Origin of the sequence: Nonomuraea sp. NPDC047897 (assembly GCF_043204415.1) — a bacterium.
Taxonomy (GTDB): domain Bacteria; phylum Actinomycetota; class Actinomycetes; order Streptosporangiales; family Streptosporangiaceae; genus Nonomuraea.
On sequence record NZ_JBIDCC010000002.1, the window covers coordinates 285,921 to 301,469 of the forward strand.

Sequence of the window (15,549 nt, forward strand, 5' to 3'; positions counted from 1 at the left end):
GATATTACGAAGTCGCGTGCAGTCGCAGCAAGTATGTAATACGGGGATGCCCTGCGCCGGTCCGCGGCCGGGCACAATGGCTGCATGCCGACGAAGGGAACCCGGCCGCCCCGACCCGCTGCCGTCCCCGGCGACCGGCCCGCCGGCCTCTCCACCGACGTCCCCGGTGGCGTCTCCCGTGCCGTCGCCGTTCCCGGCGTCGTAGCCGGGCTGCGTCCGCTGTCGGCGCGGTCGGTCGTGCTGAGCCTGCTGCTCGGCTCGCACCCGCCCGAGCTGCCCGTGCACGCGCTCGTCCGGATCGTGGAGCCCTTCGGCGTCTCCGGTGCCACGCTGCGGGTCGCGCTCACCCGCATGGTGACCGCCGGCGACCTGCGCCGCACCGGCAGCACGTACCGGCTCAGCGACCGGCTGCTGCTCCGCCAGCAACGCCAGGACGCCGCCATCGCCCCGGCCGTCCGGGCCTGGGGCGGCGACTGGGAGCTCGCCGTCGTCACCGCCACGGGGCGCGGCGCCGCCGAACGCGCCCAGTTGCGCGCCGACCTGGCGGCCCTGCGGCTCGCCGAGCTGCGCGAGGGCGTCTGGACCCGCCCGGCCAACCTCGCCCGGCCGTGGCCCGGCCGCCCGGCGGACCGCGTCCAACACTGGACGGGCCGGCCCGGACCGCCGCCCGCCGAACTGGCCGCGACGCTGTGGGACCTGGAAGGCTGGGCCGGCGACGGCCGCGCGCTCCTGGCCGCCTACGAGGAGGTGACCGCCCCGGCCGACCGGTTCGCGATCGTCGCCGCGATCGTCCGGCACCTGCTCACCGACCCGGTGCTGCCCGAGCCCCTGCTGCCGGCTGGCTGGCCGGCCGCCGCCCTGCGCGACGCCCACGCCGCCTACCGCGCAGAACTCACCACCCTCGCCCGCGCCGCAGGGTGAGCCGCCGGGTGGGCCGCAGGGTGAGCCGCCGGGTGGGCCGTCGTACGGCGAAACGCGGCCGCGCGTAGGGGCGGGACGCGGAAAAGCGAGGGCCCCCGCCGCGGGAGGGGGTCGCGGTGGGGGCCCGGTCGGTCACGAGCGGGCTCGTGACCGACATCCGGTGGGGCTACTTGACGTTGGCCGGGTGGCCGATCGCCAGGCCGGAGACCGGGTCGAAGAAGTGCAGGTTGTGCGTGTCGACGACCAGGTCGATGTTCTGGCCGGGACGGGCGTGGCTGCGGGCGTTGACGCGGGCGGTCCACAGGGACTTGTCGCCCACGAGCGGCAGCGCCGACTCGTCGTCGTCGCCCTGGTCGGCGGCGGCGACGGTGTCCTTGTGCTCGACGGGCGGAGCGTCGATGAGGAACAGCACGTTGATCTCGGAGCCCAGCTCCTCGGTGACCTCGGCCTTGACGGGCAGCGTGGCCCAGCCGTTGGCGTGGCTGCCCGCGGAGGCGGCGTCCTCGAAGTCCGACGGGCGGATGCCGAGGATGATCTTCTTGCCGACGTACTGGTCGAGGCCCGGCTTGTCGGTGAACGTGGAGTCGGGGATCGGCAGCTTGATGCCGGCGAAGGCGACCGCCGCGCCGCCGTCGCGGATCAGCTCGGCGTTGACGAAGTTCATCGACGGCGAGCCCATGAAGCCCGCGACGAACAGGTTGACCGGCTTGTCGAACAGGTTCTGCGGGGTGTCGACCTGCTGCAGCAGGCCGTCGCGCAGGACGCAGACCCGGTCGCCCAGCGTCATGGCCTCGACCTGGTCGTGGGTGACGTAGACGGTCGTGACGCCGAGGCGCTCGTGCAGCGTGTTGAGGGAGGCGCGCATGGAGACGCGGAGCTTGGCGTCCAGGTTGGACAGCGGCTCGTCCATGAGGAACGCCTGCGGCTCGCGGACGATGGCGCGGCCCATCGCGACACGCTGGCGCTGACCACCGGACAGGGCGGCCGGCTTGCGCTTGAGGTAGGTCTCCAGGCCGAGCATCTTGGCGGCCTCGTTCACCCGCTTCTGGATCTCGGGCTTCGGCATCTTGCGGAGCTTCAGGCCGAAGGCGAGGTTCTCCTCGACCGTCATGTGCGGGTAGAGGGCGTAGTTCTGGAAGACCATGGCGATGTCGCGGTCCTTCGGCGGCAGGTGGTTGACCACCTTGTCGCCGATGGCGATCTCACCGCCGCTGATGTCCTCCAGGCCCGCGATCATCCGCAGGGCGGTCGACTTGCCGCAACCCGACGGGCCGACCAGCACCATGAACTCGCCATCCTTGATCTCAAGGTTGAGCCCGTCCACGGCCTTCACGCCACCGGCGTAGACCTTGTCGACATTGGTCAGAACGATGGATGCCATGACATTCCTTTGAGGTCCAGGGCGGTGGCCCGGGTGTTCGTCGGGTGTCCACTCACGTGGATACGTTTTCAAGCATCTCACCCGAAATGGACCTTGGGTGTCAAGAGCCCAGCCGTGACCAGCTTTTGAGGGACGGCCGGGTTTCCCGCGACATGGAAACCATGATGGAATCGTTTCCATGGAACTGAGGCGGGCCACCATCAAGGACGTGGCCGAGGCGGCCGGTGTGGGCGTCGCGACCGTGTCGCGGGTGCTGTCCGGCGGCTCGGCGAGCCCGGAGACGAGGGAGCGGGTGCTGGCCGTGGCCGCCCAGCTCGACTACCGGCCGAGCGCGCTCGGCCGCAACCTGCGCCAGCGCCGCACCGGCGGGATCGGCCTGCTCGTGCCCGACCTGACCGACACGTTCTTCGGCCAGGTCGCCGAGGGCGTGCTCGCGTGCGCCCGCGCGGCGGGGGAGCCGGTGGTGGTCGGCTCGACGGGCGACGACCCCGAGCAGGAGGCCGAGCTGGTCGGCATGCTGCTGGAGCAGAGCGTGGACCGGATGATCGCCGTGCCGTCGGGCGGCGTGGAGACCTGGCTGCCGGTCACCAGGGCGGGCATGACGGTGGTCTTCGCCGACCGGCTGCCCGCTGCCCCGCCCGACGACGACCTGCCCGGCTCCACCGCCGACCTCATGCTGCTCGACGGCGTCCTGCCGCCCCCTCCCGTCGGCCGGCACGGCCGCGCCCTCGCCGACGTGCCCGCCGTGCTGGCCGACGACCGGTCGGGCATCCGTACGGCGGTGCGCTACCTGCGCGGCCTCGGCCACCGGCGCATCGCCTTCCTCGGCGGCCCGGGGCACGACCGGCGGGTGGCGGCCTTCCGCGAGGCGGTGGGCGGCCCGGTGGACGAGGAGCTCGTGGTGTTCGCCACCGGCAGCCGCGACTCGGCGTACGCGGCGGCCTCCGGCCTGTTCCAGAGCCGCCCCGACCTGACGGCCGTGCTGGCGGCGGGCAACATGCTGGGGGAGGCCGCCGTGCTCGCGGCCAGGGAGCTCGACCTGCGGGTGCCGCGTGACGTCTCGCTCGTCATGTACGACGACGTGCCGTGGGCCGAACTGTGCTCGCCCCCGCTCACCGTGATCGCCCAGCCGGGCCGCGACATCGGGTATCGCGCGGCCGAACTGGTGCTACGCGGCGCCGGCCGGCGGGCCCGCGGGGCGACGCTGCCGACGGAACTCATCGTCCGCGGCAGTTGCGGCCCCCGCCACTAGAAGATCGGCTCCACGTGTGGAGGATCGGTCATTCGGCTGCGGACCATGTGGCGCGGGTGAGGACGGCGGCCGTCGTCAGGGCGGCCAGCGCCGCGACGTCCGCGAGCGCGACCGGGGTCAGTCCGGGGTGGGTGTGTGCCGACGTCGCCACCAGCACGATGAAGGACACCTTGCCGATCACGGCGACGACCAGGACGGGTTTGCGCCATTCGGGTACGGCGGCGGCCGCCAGGAGCGCCACGCCGAGCAGCGCCAGCATGACAGCGCGATGCCGCAGCAGCAGCACGCTCGTCACGTCGGTGTCCACGACTCCGTAGGCGGTGGCCAGTTGGGACGGCGCCAGCGCGACGACCCCCGGCGCGAGGTTGAGCAGTCCGACGGCGGCGAACAGCAGCGTCGCCGTGATACGGGCAGCGGAGCGCACCGGTCCTCCTTGGGTTCTCGACCCGGCCAGCCTGCAGGTGACTCCCGTGCCGGCGCTTTCACGAACCCGTCGCGCCGCGACGTGCGGTGTGGAGTTTCACCGGCCCGGCGGTGACCGGCGGCCATGAAGCGCTGCTACGGCATCGGCGACGGCGAGGACGCCGCCACGTCCCGGAGCTCGCGTTCCTCGGCCGCCTACCTGGTGGACGGCGGCGTCCGATGGCCCTCTGGTGCCCGCCCGATGAGTTTCCGCGCGCCGGGGAGTCGGTAAGGACGACACGACATCCCCCGGTGGAAGGAACATGTCCATGAACACCACCCGGCATCCCGCCCTCGCCCGGCTCGACGCGCTGATCGGCCGCTGGACGGTCCGGCCGAACGTGGCGGGTCTGGGCGTGGCGTGGACGGAGTTCGCCTGGCAGGACGGCGGGGCCTTCCTGTGCCAGTACTCCGACGCCGACCCGATGCCGGCCACCGCGCCGCGGGCCTGGCGCGACAACGCGCCGTTCCCCACCCGGGCCGTCTTCGGGCTGGACGACGCCACGGGCGAGTTCGCCATGCTGTACGCCGACGGGCGCGGCGTGCACCGGGTGTACCGGATGACGTTCGACGGCGCGGTGCTGACCATCTGGCGGGACGCGCCGGGGTTCGGCCAGCGCTTCACCGGCACGCTCAGCCCCGACGGCTCCGCCATCGACGGGCGCTGGGAGGCGTCACCCGACGGCGTCACCTGGACCCTCGACTTCGAGGTCGCCTACACCCGCGCCGCGACGGGCTGAGCGGTCACCGGCGGATGCGGGCCGCCAGGTCCGCCACGGCGGCCACCAGTTCGGGCCCGTCGAGGAGCCGCAGGTCGTTGTGGCCGGCGCCGGGCACCTCGACGAGCGTCGTCCGCCCGGCGGCCGCCCGGGCCACGGCCCTGCTCTGCTCCGGCGGCACGATGGTGTCGGCCGTGCCGTACACCACCACGGTCGGCACGTGGAGGTCGGCGACGCGCGCGGCGACCGGGAACCGGTCGCGCAGCAGCGGCCGGACCGGCAGGAACGGATAGTTGACCTGGCCCGCCGCGGCCAGGTCGGTGAACGGCGAGCGGAGCACCAGCCCGTCCGGCGGATGCTCGGCGGCCAGCCGCGTCACGACGCCCCCGCCGAGGCTCTCCCCGAAGTAGATCACCGGGACGTCGCCGAGGAACCGGCGTGCCGCGACCGCGTCGAGATGCAGCCCTTCCTCGGTCGGCCGGCCCGGGTTGCCTCCGTAGCCGCGGTAGTCCATCAGCAGGACCGGCAGCCCGCGCGCGGCCAGGGCGCGGGCCAGCGGCGCGCGGTGCGACCGGTTGCCGGCGTTGCCGCCCGCGACGAGGACCGTCACCGGGTGCTCGCCCGGCACGAACCAGGCGCCGAGCCGGACGCCGTCGCCGGTGGTGAAGGACACGTCGCGGGCCCCGGCGAGCGCCGCGCCGGCCGGTGGCACCGGCCCCCGGTCCGGCAGGTAGATCAGCGAACGCTGGAACACCCACAGCAGGCCGAGCAGCAGGACGGCCACGGCGAGCACCACCAGGGCGCCCCGCACCAGCACCGTCACTCCCACCGCGCTTCCACCCGTGGCTAGAGGACCTTCTCGACGGCCGAGACGACGGCGGGGTCCTCCGGGGTGGTGCCGGGGCGGAACCGGGCCACCACGGCGCCGTCGCGGTCGAGCAGGAACTTCTCGAAGTTCCACTGCACGTCGCCCGCCTCGCCGTCGGCGTCGGGCGTCGCGGTGAGCGCCTCGTAGAGGGGATGCCGGTCGGGGCCGTTGACGTCGGTCTTCTCCAGCAGGGGGAAGTCGACGCCGTACGTCGTGGAGCAGAACTCCTGGATCTCCTCGGCCGAGCCGGGTTCCTGGCCCATGAACTGGTTGCACGGCACGCCGACCACGCTGAAGCCGCGCGGGCCGTACCGCTGGTGGAGCTCGGCCAGGCCCGTGTACTGCGGAGTGAGACCGCACTTGGAGGCCACGTTCACGACGAGGACGGCCTGGCCGGGGGCGAGGGCGTCGAGGGTGGTCGCCGAACCGGCGAGGGTGCGCAGCGGAATGTCACGAAGGCTCATGATCTGACCCTACAGAAGGCTCCCGTCGCCTCTTTGTGAGAAGGTCCACATTTTTACGACAAAAGCCCTGAACAGCGCAACAGATCATCCTTTGCCGTGAATCTATCGTTTCATGGTCAATTCGCCATAAATGCCGTTAGTCGGGCAGGGTGGCGCGGTCCCCGAACCCCGTCTGAAAGGCATCCGCATGCCCATGCTCCGCCGTACCGGTGTCCTGCTCCTGTCCGCCACGCTCATGACGGCAGGCGGGGCCACGGCCGCACAGGCGCAGAGCTCCCAGGCGACCGGCGTCACGACCAAGGCCGGTGTCAAGAAAAAGGCCGGCGCCAAGAACAGGGCCATCGCCAGGGCCATGGTGACCAAGCGCGGCTGGACCAAGGCCCAGTACAGGTGCCTGGTCAAGCTGTGGGCCAGGGAGAGCGGCTGGAACCACCGGGCCGCCAACGGCTCGTCCGGCGCCTACGGCATCCCCCAGGCGCTGCCGGGCAGCAAGATGGCCACCAAGGGCCGCGACTGGCGCACCAACCCCAGGACCCAGATCAGGTGGGGCCTCGGGTACATCAAGCAGCGGTACGGCACGCCGTGCGGCGCGTGGGCCCACTTCCAGTCGCGCCACTGGTACTGATCGGCGTCCCACGTCCGCGCCCGTGTCCGGCCAAGGCCGCGTCAACGTGACGTCGGGCCACTCCACGGCGGGCCAGTGAGACGGGCAGAGATCCGGAACGGTCTCGTAAACACCTGTCCGCGGCGTGTCACATGGTGTGACGAGTCGTCACTGTCCGTAATAGAAACCCGCTAGAGGACACGTCGTGGGCCCCTGCGGGCCGCCCAGCTCGATCGGGCGGTCGACAGATCCCGGAGCGGGCCGCGCGGACCCTTCTCGTCCGCGCCATGGACGGGGACCGGCAGGGCGCCGGCGGCATCGCCGCCCGGCGCACGTCCGCACGCGACCCGACAGCAAGGATCGCCTTGGACAGCAAACGCGTGCTTCGCAGCACACTCGCCACGATGGCGGCGGCCAGCGCAATCGGCGCCACCACGATGGAATCCCGCGCCCCGGCCCACGCGGACGCGGCCCGCACAGATGCGGCCCGCACAGATGCGGCCCGCGCGGAGGTGGCCCGCACAGATGTGGCCCGCGCAGGCGTGGCCCGCACAGATGCGGCCCGCGCAGCGGCGCCCGCCGGGGCGCACACCGAGGGCGACCAGATGGTCGTCCACGAGAACGTCTGGCGGGCGCCGGTCGTCAAGGTCCGCACCTGGCGGACGACCACCAGGCCGCGGGTCGTCAAGCGGCTCAGGGCCGCCGATCCCAGAAGCCACAACAAGGAGATCGCCCTGGACCACGTCGTCCGGCGATCGTGGTCCTACCGGCAGTTCCAGTGTTTGGACAGTCTGTGGACCCGCGAGAGCAACTGGAATCACCGCGCCTACAACAGCTCGTCCGGCGCCTACGGCATCCCGCAGGCGCTGCCGGGGGGCAAGATGCAGGGGGCCGGCAGTGACTGGCGGTCCAACCCGGAGACGCAGATCCGCTGGGGCCTGACCTACATCAGGGGCAGGTACGGCCGGCCGTGCGACGCCTGGGGGCACTTCCAGGCGCACAACTGGTACTGACGCAGCCGTTCAGGGGAAGGGACGGCTGCCCGGGCCAGGGCAGGGGGAGGGCGTCCGGTGTCACCGGGTGCCCTCCTCGCGCGCCGGGTGCACGGTGATGGCCGAGATCAGCAACTCCACCCCGAACTCGAACTCCGCCTCGTGGTCGCACCGCCCGAGCAGCGGGGCCAGCTCGCTCACGTGCGGGAACAGTGTCTGGTCCACCTGCTCGGCGTCCACGGAACGCTGCTGGGGCGGCGCGAACGTGGGGGTCACCCCGACCTCGCGCAGCAGCGAGCCCACGATGAAGGCGATGAACATCCGGAGCATCCGCACCGCGTCGACCCCGTCGAAGCCGGCGCTGCGCAGCGTGGCCAGGGCCCGCTCGACCGGCAGCAGCCCGGCGCTGGAGTGGAGGGTGCGGCTGACCACGAGCATGGTCGAGCGGGGATAGTGGTGCGCGATCTGCCGGAAGGCGCGCGCCTGCATCCGCACCCGGTCGCTCCAGTGGGCGTCGGGGTCGTCGGTGAACTCGATCCCGCTCATCACGGCCTCGGCGACACCGCTCAGCAGCGCGTCCTTGTTGGGCACGTGGTTGTAGAGGGACATCACGCCGACGCCCAGCTCCGCCGCGATGCGCCGCATGGACACCGCGTCGGCGCCCTCACGCTCGATCAGGTCGATCGCCGCCGCGATGATGCGCGCCCTGGACAGGGGCTCCGTGGTCATAGCTCATTCTATTGACGCACGTACGCCGTACGTGCCAGCCTCGAAGGTGTACGTACGGTGTACGTCCCCTGCGGAGGTCCGATGTCGACGCACGATCTCTACACCATCCCCGCCGAGCTCTCCACCTGGAACGTGGAGATGGCCGGTTCGAGCAGGTTCACCTGGGAGTACGACGACGGCCGGGACCGCATGCTCGCCCTGTACCAGAAGGGCAAGGACAAGCAGTGGGACTCGGCCAAGCGCATCGACTGGGACCTTGAGGTCGACCCGTACGACGTGCTCGGCATCCCCGACCAGACCATCGCCATCCACGGCACCCCGCTGTGGGAGCGGATGGACGACCGGCAGCGCCGGGAGGTGCGCCGGCACGGCGCCGCCTGGCAGTTCTCGCAGTTCCTGCACGGGGAGCAGGGCGCCATGATCTGCTCGGCCAAGATCGTGGAGACGGTTCCCGACCTGGACTCCAAGTTCTACGCCGCCACCCAGACCATGGACGAGGCCCGCCACGCCGAGACCTACGCCCGGTTCCTGCAGGAGAAGGTGGGCCTCGCCTACCCGATCAACCAGCACCTGAAGGCGCTGCTGGAGAGCACGCTGTCCGACTCGCGCTGGGACATGCCCTACCTCGGCATGCAGGTGCTCATCGAGGGCCTGGCGCTGGCGGCGTTCGGCGTGATGCGCGACATCACCACCAAGCCGCTGCCCAAGCAGATCCTCGCCTACGTCATGCAGGACGAGGCCCGGCACGTCGCGTTCGGGCGGATGGCGCTGCGCGACCACTACCGTGACCTTTCCGAGGCCGAGCGTCGCGAGCGGGAGGACTTCGTCATCGAGGGCTGCTACCTCATGCGCGACCGGCTGCGCGGCCGGGAGACCTGGGAGAACATGGGCCTGTCGAAGGCCGAGACGCACGAGGCCATGGAGGCCACCGAACACTCGGAGTACCTCCGGCTGTTCCGGTCGCTGCTGTTCAGCCGCATCGTGCCGTGCGTGAAGGACATCGGGCTGTGGAGTCCGCGCCTGCAGCAGGCGTACGCGGACATGGGCGTGCTGGACATGGCCGGCCAGTCCCTGGAGGCCCTGATGAGGCAGGACGAGGAGATCGCCGAGAAGCTGGACGCGGCGCGCTTCGCGGAGGAGGAGGCCGAACGGCACGCGGAGGTGGCCGAGACGATCGCCCTCGGCGAGTCGTCCCAGCCGTCCCAGCCGTCCTAACCGTCTTGACCGTCGTCGGCGGCTCGGGCGGCGGCCCTTCGCAGCGACCTGCGCAGCCGCCACAGGATCATGACGGTCGCGCCGGCCAGCATGCCGGCGAGCACCATGCCCAGCCCGAGCGGGGAGTCCATCGACGCGGGCAGCCCCCAGGTGCCGGGCCTGTCGGGGAAGGTGATCCTGCCCGACACGGTGCGCTCCACCTGGCCGCTGCGCAGGGTGAGCCGGAACGCCCATGGTCCGTTGGGCAGCTCCTGGCCGAGGAGCGCCTCGACGTCGCCGCTGTGGCCCGGCGCCAGGGTGGTGCCGCGGACGATCGGGAACGGGCCGGCGCGCAGCGCGCTGGGCCCGTCGGACAGCGTCACCTCCCCGTCGAGGTCGACGGCCCGCTCACCGGTGTTGGCGACCGTGGCCACGATCCGGGGCCGCCCGTCCGCGGTGCGCTGCGGCAGGATCTTCCCGACGGTGAAGTCTGTCGGCGGGTCGCCGCCGGGCCCGACGTCCAGGTAGGCGCGCACGCCGACCCGGTTGACGAGGGCGACGTTGCCGCGCGGGCCGGGGGCGTCCGAGGAGACCTGGGCCCAGATGACGCCGTACCGCTCGCCCTTGACGGCCGTCTCGGGCACGGCGATGGTGGCCCGCACCGTCTCCCGGTCGCGCGGGCCGAGCTCCAGCACGGTCCGGTCGAGCGTGATCCAGGACGTGAGCTCGTTCGCGACGCCCTCCGGCGCGAAGGCGAATCCGCCCTTGCCGACGCTCGCGGCGCCCGCGTACACCTGGACGCGCACCGGCGCGGGCGAGCTGTTGGCGATCTCCAGCCGCCGCTTGATCGTCGCGCCGGGGTTGACGTGGTCCACGATGTACGAGAGCGCCCGCGGGTCGTCGAGCCGGCTGGCCGGCACCTCGATCAGCCGGATGCCGACCGTCCGCGTGCCGTCGGAGTCCCGGTCGGCCGCCGCGGCCGCGGCGGCGCCCGCCGGATGGAGAAGGATCGCGAGCAGCGCGGAAGCCACCGCTCGCAGGAGACGTGGGTCAGGCAACGGAGTGGTTCACCGTGCCGGTGTAGAGGCCGGCCACCGCGCTGGCCGGGATGTCGACCACGACGGTCGGGTTCCAGGAGGCGGAGTTGTTGCCGGAGCCCGTCGTCTTGCTGAACGCCGTGCGCACCTGGTCGAGGAAGACCGCCGACGCGGCGTTGAGCTGGCCGGGGACGAAGGTGCCGACGCCGGTGGTGGCCGTGGCCGGCCCCGACCAGTAGCGGACGGCGGTGTTCGGCACCGTCTCGCTGGGGGTGCCGCCGCCGGTGGTGAAGTCCGTCGCCGTCACCGAGGTGATCCAGGTGGCCGAGAGCGCGGCCCGTTCGTCGGACACCGTCACCGTGCCGATCTGGCCGGAGACCTGGGTCCCCGGAGCTCCCGTCCCGACGCTGACCGGCCCGTCCGGCACGGTGATCTCCAGCCCGTCGCCTGCGGACACGGTGAACGTCACCGTCGTCGGACACGTGGTCGACGGCGCGCACGTGCCGGCGCTGGCCGGCACCGCGACCGCCGTGGCCACCATCGCAGCGGAAACGCCCACCCAAAGGGCGCCGTAACGGCTCTTGAGCACTGCCCATCCCCCCAGAAAAGCCCGCTCCCGGTCATGAGCGGATGTACGTGATCACATCCTGCTCCGCGCGCCCGAAGAGGAAACGGCGGCCACGCGCGTCCGGTGACACCTTTGTCGTGATCTGCCGAGTCTTGGAAGTCGGCGCGTTCCCGGCTCACTCCTGCCGCGCTGTTTACCATCCACGGGCGTGATTGGAGAATGCGGTGGCGTTCCGGCGATCTAGGCTGCCCATCGGATTTTCACATGCCCTTGCACGGAATCGGGTTTCGCGGCGGCAGAGGAGAAAGGTGCGGACAATCCCCTCACTGGCGGTCTCACTGGCGCTGGCGACGGCGCTCGGCGACGCCACGGCCTGGGCCGACGCGGGCGCCCGGCGGATGCTGGTGGTGCAGCGCGCCTTCCCGCTGGAGATCATCCTGCCGAACATGCTCCTGATGGGGGCCACGCGGGCGGGCAACATGATCAGCGCCACGCTGGACGAGGTCACCGTCAACGACACCCGGCCGGGCAACCGCTCGTGGCGGGCCGCCGTGTCGGCGACGAACTTCGTCACCGGCGACGGGGCAGGCCCCAAGACGGTCTCGAACGCCAGCGTCTCCTACTGGTCGGGCCCGACGACCGAGACCTCGGGCAGCGGCACCCGGGCGCCCGGCCAGGCTACCTTCAACCAGCGGGTGCCGCTGTCCGCGCAGCAGACCGCCTTCCGCGCGTCGAAGGGGCCGCAGCCCACGTCCACGAGCTGGCGGCCGACGCTCGTCATCACGATCCCGGCGACCGCGCCGGTGGGCACCTACACGGGAACCGTCGTGCATTCGGTCGCCTGAAAGCCATTCCCGCCGCCCGCGAATTGAGCGACACGTGACCCGCCCTTAACGTGCGGGCCCGGCCGCCGGCAGGCACGGCGCGAGATATTCGGTGCGTTCTTTCCGCAGCAATTCTGGAAGGATTCCCTTGCGAAAGCGCACGCGATTCCTCGTCTACCCGCTCGCCGTCATGGCCCTGGCCATGACGGCCGCCGTCCCGGTGTCGGCCGCGGCCCCGCCGCCCCAGGCGGAGTCCCAGATCCGCCCCTGGGTCCGGCTGTGCCTGAAGCTCAAGCAGCGGCCCACCCACCGCAACATCCGCTGCCGTTTCCCGCGCCCGCCCCGCGGCGAGCGCGCCCTGCGCACGGCGGAGGCCAGGCGCACGCCGACGATCTCGGAGATCTCCATCCCGACCAACCCGGCGACGCCCATCGGCATCGTGGCCGGGCCGGACGACAACCTGTGGTTCACCGAGAACTTCGGCAACAAGATCGGCAAGGTCACCACGTCGGGCGTGTTCACCGAGTACTCGCTGCCCACGGAGGACTCGCAGCCGGCGCACATCACCGTCGGACCGGACGGCGCCCTGTGGTTCACCGAGGCGACCAACAACAAGATCGGGCGCATCACCACCAACGGCACGATCACCGAGTACAGCCTGCCGACCAGCGCCGCCTATCCCTGGGGCATCACGGTCGGCCCGGACGGCGCCCTGTGGTTCACCGAGATCGACGCCAACAAGGTCGGGCGCATCACCACGTCCGGCACGATCACGGAGTACACGCTGCCGACCGCCGGCGCGTTCCCGTCCCTCATCACGACGGGCCCTGACGGCAACCTGTGGGTCACCCAGTCGCTGGCGGAGAGCGTCGCGCGCGTCACGCCGAGCGGCACGATCACCGAGTTCGCCGCTCCGACCACGGGCGCCATGCCGGTCGGCATCACCACCGGCTCCGACGGCAACCTGTGGTACACCGACATCGCCGGGGCCGTCGGCTCCGTCACCACGTCGGGCACCTTCACCGAGTACTCCATCAACGACCCCTACGCCTACCCGTGGGGTATCACGCTCGGACCGGACGACAACCTGTGGTTCGCCGAGCAGGGCAGCTCCAACATCAGCAGCGTCACCACCTCCGGCACGGTCAACCGGTACGCGCTGCCCACCTCGATCTCGGGGCCGTTCCAGGTCGCCGTCGGCCCCGACGACAACCTGTGGGTCACCGAGGACTACGTCGACAAGCTCGCCGTCGTGACTCCCTGACCCCGCGCAACAGGCCGGCGGCTCCCGCGAAGGCGGGCCGCCGGCCTCGGCCGAAGCGGCTCAGCCGCCGCAGTGGTGTTCGCCGTACATTCTTCGAGCCCCCCTCAGTCCGCGGGGTCCGGTGCGTCGGCCCGCGGCCGTCTGACCCGCTCGATCAGCTCCTCCACCTGGGCGTTGAGCCGCGCCCCGCGCGACCAGCCCGCGTAGTGGGTGAGGAAGACGACGACCTCGCGCAGCTCTCCCTCGCCGAGCTGGCCGGTCCGCAGCGCCGCGTCGAGCTGCACCTCCACCTGGTCGTCGAGGCCCTGCCCGACGAGCAGTCCGAGCAGCAGGAGGCGGCGTTCGCGCGTCGAGAGCACGTCACGTGACCACACGTCGGCGAACTGGCGCTCGGCCGTCATCCCGAAGGGATCGACGGTCTCCATCGCGGGCTCTGTCATGGCGCGCTCCCGATCGGAGGGATCCTCATCTCTTTTCTTCCTACTTCCTGAGAGGAACCAATGACAGGTTGCATGAACGTTGGATGCCACCGGCCCCGTCATGATCACGGATGGTGGCACGCGAGTAAAGCCCATCCGGTCGAGGCGGAGCCGGCCGGTCGGCGCGCCGGCTGAACCGCCCGGACCCGGCCTTCGTCGTACGGGGTATGCGCCGCCTCCTCACGGTCCTCACCCTCGCCGGCCTGACCGGTTGCGCGCTCGCCGAGCCGCGCGTCTGCACCGCGATCGGCACGCCCGTCGGCGTGGGGGTGACGGTGGAGCCGCCGCTGGCCGCCCGGGTGGCGTCGGCCGCGGTGGAGGTGTGCTGGGACGGCTCCTGCCACCGCCCCCCGCTGGAGCTCCATCCGGTGACGCGGCCCGGCGGACAGACGTGCGCGGGGGAGAGCTGCGCGGTCACGATGCGGCCGACGGGCGGTGCGACGGGGTTCGCCCAGGTCGCCGGACTGCCGAAGCGCCCCGTACGGGTACGGTTGACCCTGCGTGACTCCCGGGGGCAGGAGCTCGCCGACACCACCGTCGAGGTCACCCCCGCGGGGCGCTTCCCCAACGGGCCGGGCTGCGGTGAGGGCGGGCCGAACACGGCGGTCATGGTCGACCGGCACGGCACCGCCCGGCCACGCGATTAACACGACGTTCACATTCGGGCAAAAAGCGGGAAACGGGCAGCCGTAAGACTCGGCGTGGCTGAGAGAAACCCGAAAGGACCGGTCGTGACCTACAAGGCTGAGTACATCTGGATCGACGGCACCGAGCCCACCGCTCTGCTGCGCTCGAAGACGAAGGTCCTTGCCGATGGCGTCGAGCCGCCGGTGTGGGGATTCGACGGGTCCAGCACCAACCAGGCCGAGGGCCACTCCTCCGACCGCGTGCTGCGTCCGGTGTTCACCTGCCCGGACCCCATCCGCGGCGGTGCCAACGTGCTGGTGCTGTGCGAGGTCGAGGAGATCGACGGCACGCCGCACGCCAGCAACACCCGCGCCCTCCTGCGCCCCATCGCGGAGCAGTTCGCCGACCAGGAGTCGTGGTTCGGCATCGAGCAGGAGTACACCTTCTTCAAGGGCAGCCGGCCGCTCGGCTTCCCCGAGGGCGGCTTCCCCGCCCCGCAGGGCCACTACTACTGCGGCGTGGGCGCCGAGGCCGTCTTCGGCCGTGACATCGTCGAGGTGCACCTCGACCGCTGCATCGCCGCCGGCCTGAAGATCTCCGGCATCAACGCCGAGGTCATGCCCGGCCAGTGGGAGTTCCAGATCGGCCCCGCCGGCCCCCTTGAGGTCTCCGACCACATGTGGGTCGCCCGCTACCTCCTCTACCGGACGGCCGAGGAGTTCGGCGTCGAGGCCACCCTCGACCCCAAGCCCGCCCGCGGCGACTGGAACGGCGCCGGCGCGCACACCAACTTCTCCACCAAGGCCATGCGCGAGAGCTACGAGGCGATCATCACGGCCTGCGAGGCGCTCGGCGAGGGCGACAAGCCCATGGAGCACGTCACCCAGTACGGCGCCGACATCGAGCTGCGCCTGACCGGCCACCACGAGACCGCCCCGTGGAACAAGTACACCTACGGCGTCTCCCACCGCGGCGCCTCGGTGCGCATCCCGTGGCAGGTCGAGGTGGACAAGAAGGGCTACATCGAGGACCGCCGCCCGAACGCCAACGTCGACCCGTACGTGGTCACCCGCCTGCTGGTCAACACCTGCTGCGCCGCCCTGGAGAAGGCCGGCCAGGTCTGAGACCGGCACCGAGGACCAGCAGAGGGAACGCGGGCACCCC

Annotated in this window: 18 protein-coding genes; 10 read left to right on the forward strand and 8 right to left on the reverse strand. The window is 71.6% G+C overall.

Features of this window, described 5'->3' with window-relative positions; genetic code table 11:
• Positions 1 to 84: 84 nt before the first annotated feature.
• Positions 85 to 921 carry a PaaX family transcriptional regulator C-terminal domain-containing protein gene (locus ACGF0J_RS04730; RefSeq protein ID WP_393142096.1) on the forward strand — a complete coding sequence of 279 codons (837 nt, stop codon included), beginning with the start codon at positions 85 to 87 and terminating at the stop codon, positions 919 to 921.
• 166 nt (positions 922 to 1,087) lie between these two features.
• Here the strand turns inward: ACGF0J_RS04730 and ACGF0J_RS04735 are convergent, their stop codons facing one another.
• Positions 1,088 to 2,302, reverse strand: coding sequence for an ABC transporter ATP-binding protein (locus ACGF0J_RS04735; protein ID WP_393142097.1), 1,215 nt, complete (start codon positions 2,300 to 2,302; stop codon positions 1,088 to 1,090).
• A 178-nt stretch (positions 2,303 to 2,480) separates the two neighbouring features.
• On the opposite strand from ACGF0J_RS04735, the gene ACGF0J_RS04740 reads away from it, so the two are divergent.
• A complete protein-coding gene (locus tag ACGF0J_RS04740; RefSeq protein WP_393142098.1) occupies positions 2,481 to 3,554 on the forward strand; it encodes a LacI family DNA-binding transcriptional regulator in 1,074 nt (357 codons plus the stop codon).
• Between the two features lie 28 nt (positions 3,555 to 3,582).
• On the opposite strand, the gene ACGF0J_RS04745 is transcribed toward ACGF0J_RS04740, so the two are convergent.
• Positions 3,583 to 3,978 carry a hypothetical protein gene (locus ACGF0J_RS04745; protein WP_393142099.1) on the reverse strand — a complete coding sequence of 132 codons (396 nt, stop codon included), beginning with the start codon at positions 3,976 to 3,978 and terminating at the stop codon, positions 3,583 to 3,585.
• 307 nt (positions 3,979 to 4,285) lie between these two features.
• On the opposite strand from ACGF0J_RS04745, the gene ACGF0J_RS04750 reads away from it, so the two are divergent.
• A complete protein-coding gene (locus tag ACGF0J_RS04750) occupies positions 4,286 to 4,756 on the forward strand; it encodes a hypothetical protein (RefSeq protein ID WP_393142100.1) in 471 nt (156 codons plus the stop codon).
• Positions 4,757 to 4,760: 4 nt separating this feature from the next.
• On the opposite strand, the gene ACGF0J_RS04755 is transcribed toward ACGF0J_RS04750, so the two are convergent.
• Entirely contained in the window at positions 4,761 to 5,564 is an 804-nt protein-coding gene (locus ACGF0J_RS04755) for an alpha/beta hydrolase (RefSeq protein WP_393142101.1), read from the reverse strand.
• Between the two features lie 17 nt (positions 5,565 to 5,581).
• Positions 5,582 to 6,067, reverse strand: a complete 486-nt coding sequence (locus tag ACGF0J_RS04760) for a glutathione peroxidase (protein ID WP_393142102.1) — start codon at positions 6,065 to 6,067, stop codon at positions 5,582 to 5,584.
• A gap of 187 nt (positions 6,068 to 6,254) precedes the next feature.
• Between ACGF0J_RS04760 and ACGF0J_RS04765 the strand changes: the two genes are divergently transcribed.
• On the forward strand, positions 6,255 to 6,692 hold the full coding sequence (locus ACGF0J_RS04765) for a transglycosylase SLT domain-containing protein (protein ID WP_393142103.1): 438 nt from the start codon (positions 6,255 to 6,257) through the stop codon (positions 6,690 to 6,692).
• 266 nt (positions 6,693 to 6,958) lie between these two features.
• A complete protein-coding gene (locus ACGF0J_RS04770) occupies positions 6,959 to 7,684 on the forward strand; it encodes a lytic transglycosylase domain-containing protein (RefSeq protein ID WP_393142104.1) in 726 nt (241 codons plus the stop codon).
• Between the two features lie 60 nt (positions 7,685 to 7,744).
• On the opposite strand, the gene ACGF0J_RS04775 is transcribed toward ACGF0J_RS04770, so the two are convergent.
• Positions 7,745 to 8,392, reverse strand: a complete 648-nt coding sequence (locus tag ACGF0J_RS04775) for a TetR/AcrR family transcriptional regulator (RefSeq protein ID WP_393142106.1) — start codon at positions 8,390 to 8,392, stop codon at positions 7,745 to 7,747.
• 81 nt (positions 8,393 to 8,473) lie between these two features.
• On the opposite strand from ACGF0J_RS04775, the gene ACGF0J_RS04780 reads away from it, so the two are divergent.
• Positions 8,474 to 9,607 carry a ferritin-like domain-containing protein gene (locus ACGF0J_RS04780; RefSeq protein WP_393142107.1) on the forward strand — a complete coding sequence of 378 codons (1,134 nt, stop codon included), beginning with the start codon at positions 8,474 to 8,476 and terminating at the stop codon, positions 9,605 to 9,607.
• On the opposite strand, the gene ACGF0J_RS04785 is transcribed toward ACGF0J_RS04780, so the two are convergent.
• A complete protein-coding gene (locus ACGF0J_RS04785) occupies positions 9,604 to 10,617 on the reverse strand; it encodes a hypothetical protein (protein ID WP_393142108.1) in 1,014 nt (337 codons plus the stop codon). The genes ACGF0J_RS04780 and ACGF0J_RS04785 overlap by 4 nt on opposite strands.
• A 19-nt stretch (positions 10,618 to 10,636) precedes the next feature.
• On the reverse strand, positions 10,637 to 11,182 hold the full coding sequence (locus ACGF0J_RS04790) for a hypothetical protein (protein WP_393142109.1): 546 nt from the start codon (positions 11,180 to 11,182) through the stop codon (positions 10,637 to 10,639).
• A 317-nt stretch (positions 11,183 to 11,499) separates the two neighbouring features.
• Here ACGF0J_RS04790 and ACGF0J_RS04795 point away from each other — a divergent pair, with 317 nt between their 5' ends.
• Both ACGF0J_RS04795 and ACGF0J_RS04800 read left to right on the forward strand, forming a co-directional pair.
• Positions 11,500 to 12,036 carry a hypothetical protein gene (locus tag ACGF0J_RS04795; protein WP_393142110.1) on the forward strand — a complete coding sequence of 179 codons (537 nt, stop codon included), beginning with the start codon at positions 11,500 to 11,502 and terminating at the stop codon, positions 12,034 to 12,036.
• A 127-nt stretch (positions 12,037 to 12,163) separates the two neighbouring features.
• The gene (locus ACGF0J_RS04800) at positions 12,164 to 13,279 is read left to right on the forward strand and encodes a virginiamycin B lyase (RefSeq protein ID WP_393142111.1); all 1,116 of its coding nucleotides are present in this window, start codon (positions 12,164 to 12,166) and stop codon (positions 13,277 to 13,279) included.
• 104 nt (positions 13,280 to 13,383) lie between these two features.
• Here the strand turns inward: ACGF0J_RS04800 and ACGF0J_RS04805 are convergent, their stop codons facing one another.
• On the reverse strand, positions 13,384 to 13,719 hold the full coding sequence (locus tag ACGF0J_RS04805; RefSeq protein WP_393142112.1) for a carboxymuconolactone decarboxylase family protein: 336 nt from the start codon (positions 13,717 to 13,719) through the stop codon (positions 13,384 to 13,386).
• Between the two features lie 206 nt (positions 13,720 to 13,925).
• Here ACGF0J_RS04805 and ACGF0J_RS04810 point away from each other — a divergent pair, with 206 nt between their 5' ends.
• Entirely contained in the window at positions 13,926 to 14,405 is a 480-nt protein-coding gene (locus ACGF0J_RS04810) for a hypothetical protein (protein WP_393142113.1), read from the forward strand.
• An 84-nt stretch (positions 14,406 to 14,489) separates the two neighbouring features.
• A complete protein-coding gene (gene glnII / locus ACGF0J_RS04815; protein WP_393142114.1) occupies positions 14,490 to 15,509 on the forward strand; it encodes a glutamine synthetase in 1,020 nt (339 codons plus the stop codon).
• Positions 15,510 to 15,549 lie beyond the last annotated feature (40 nt).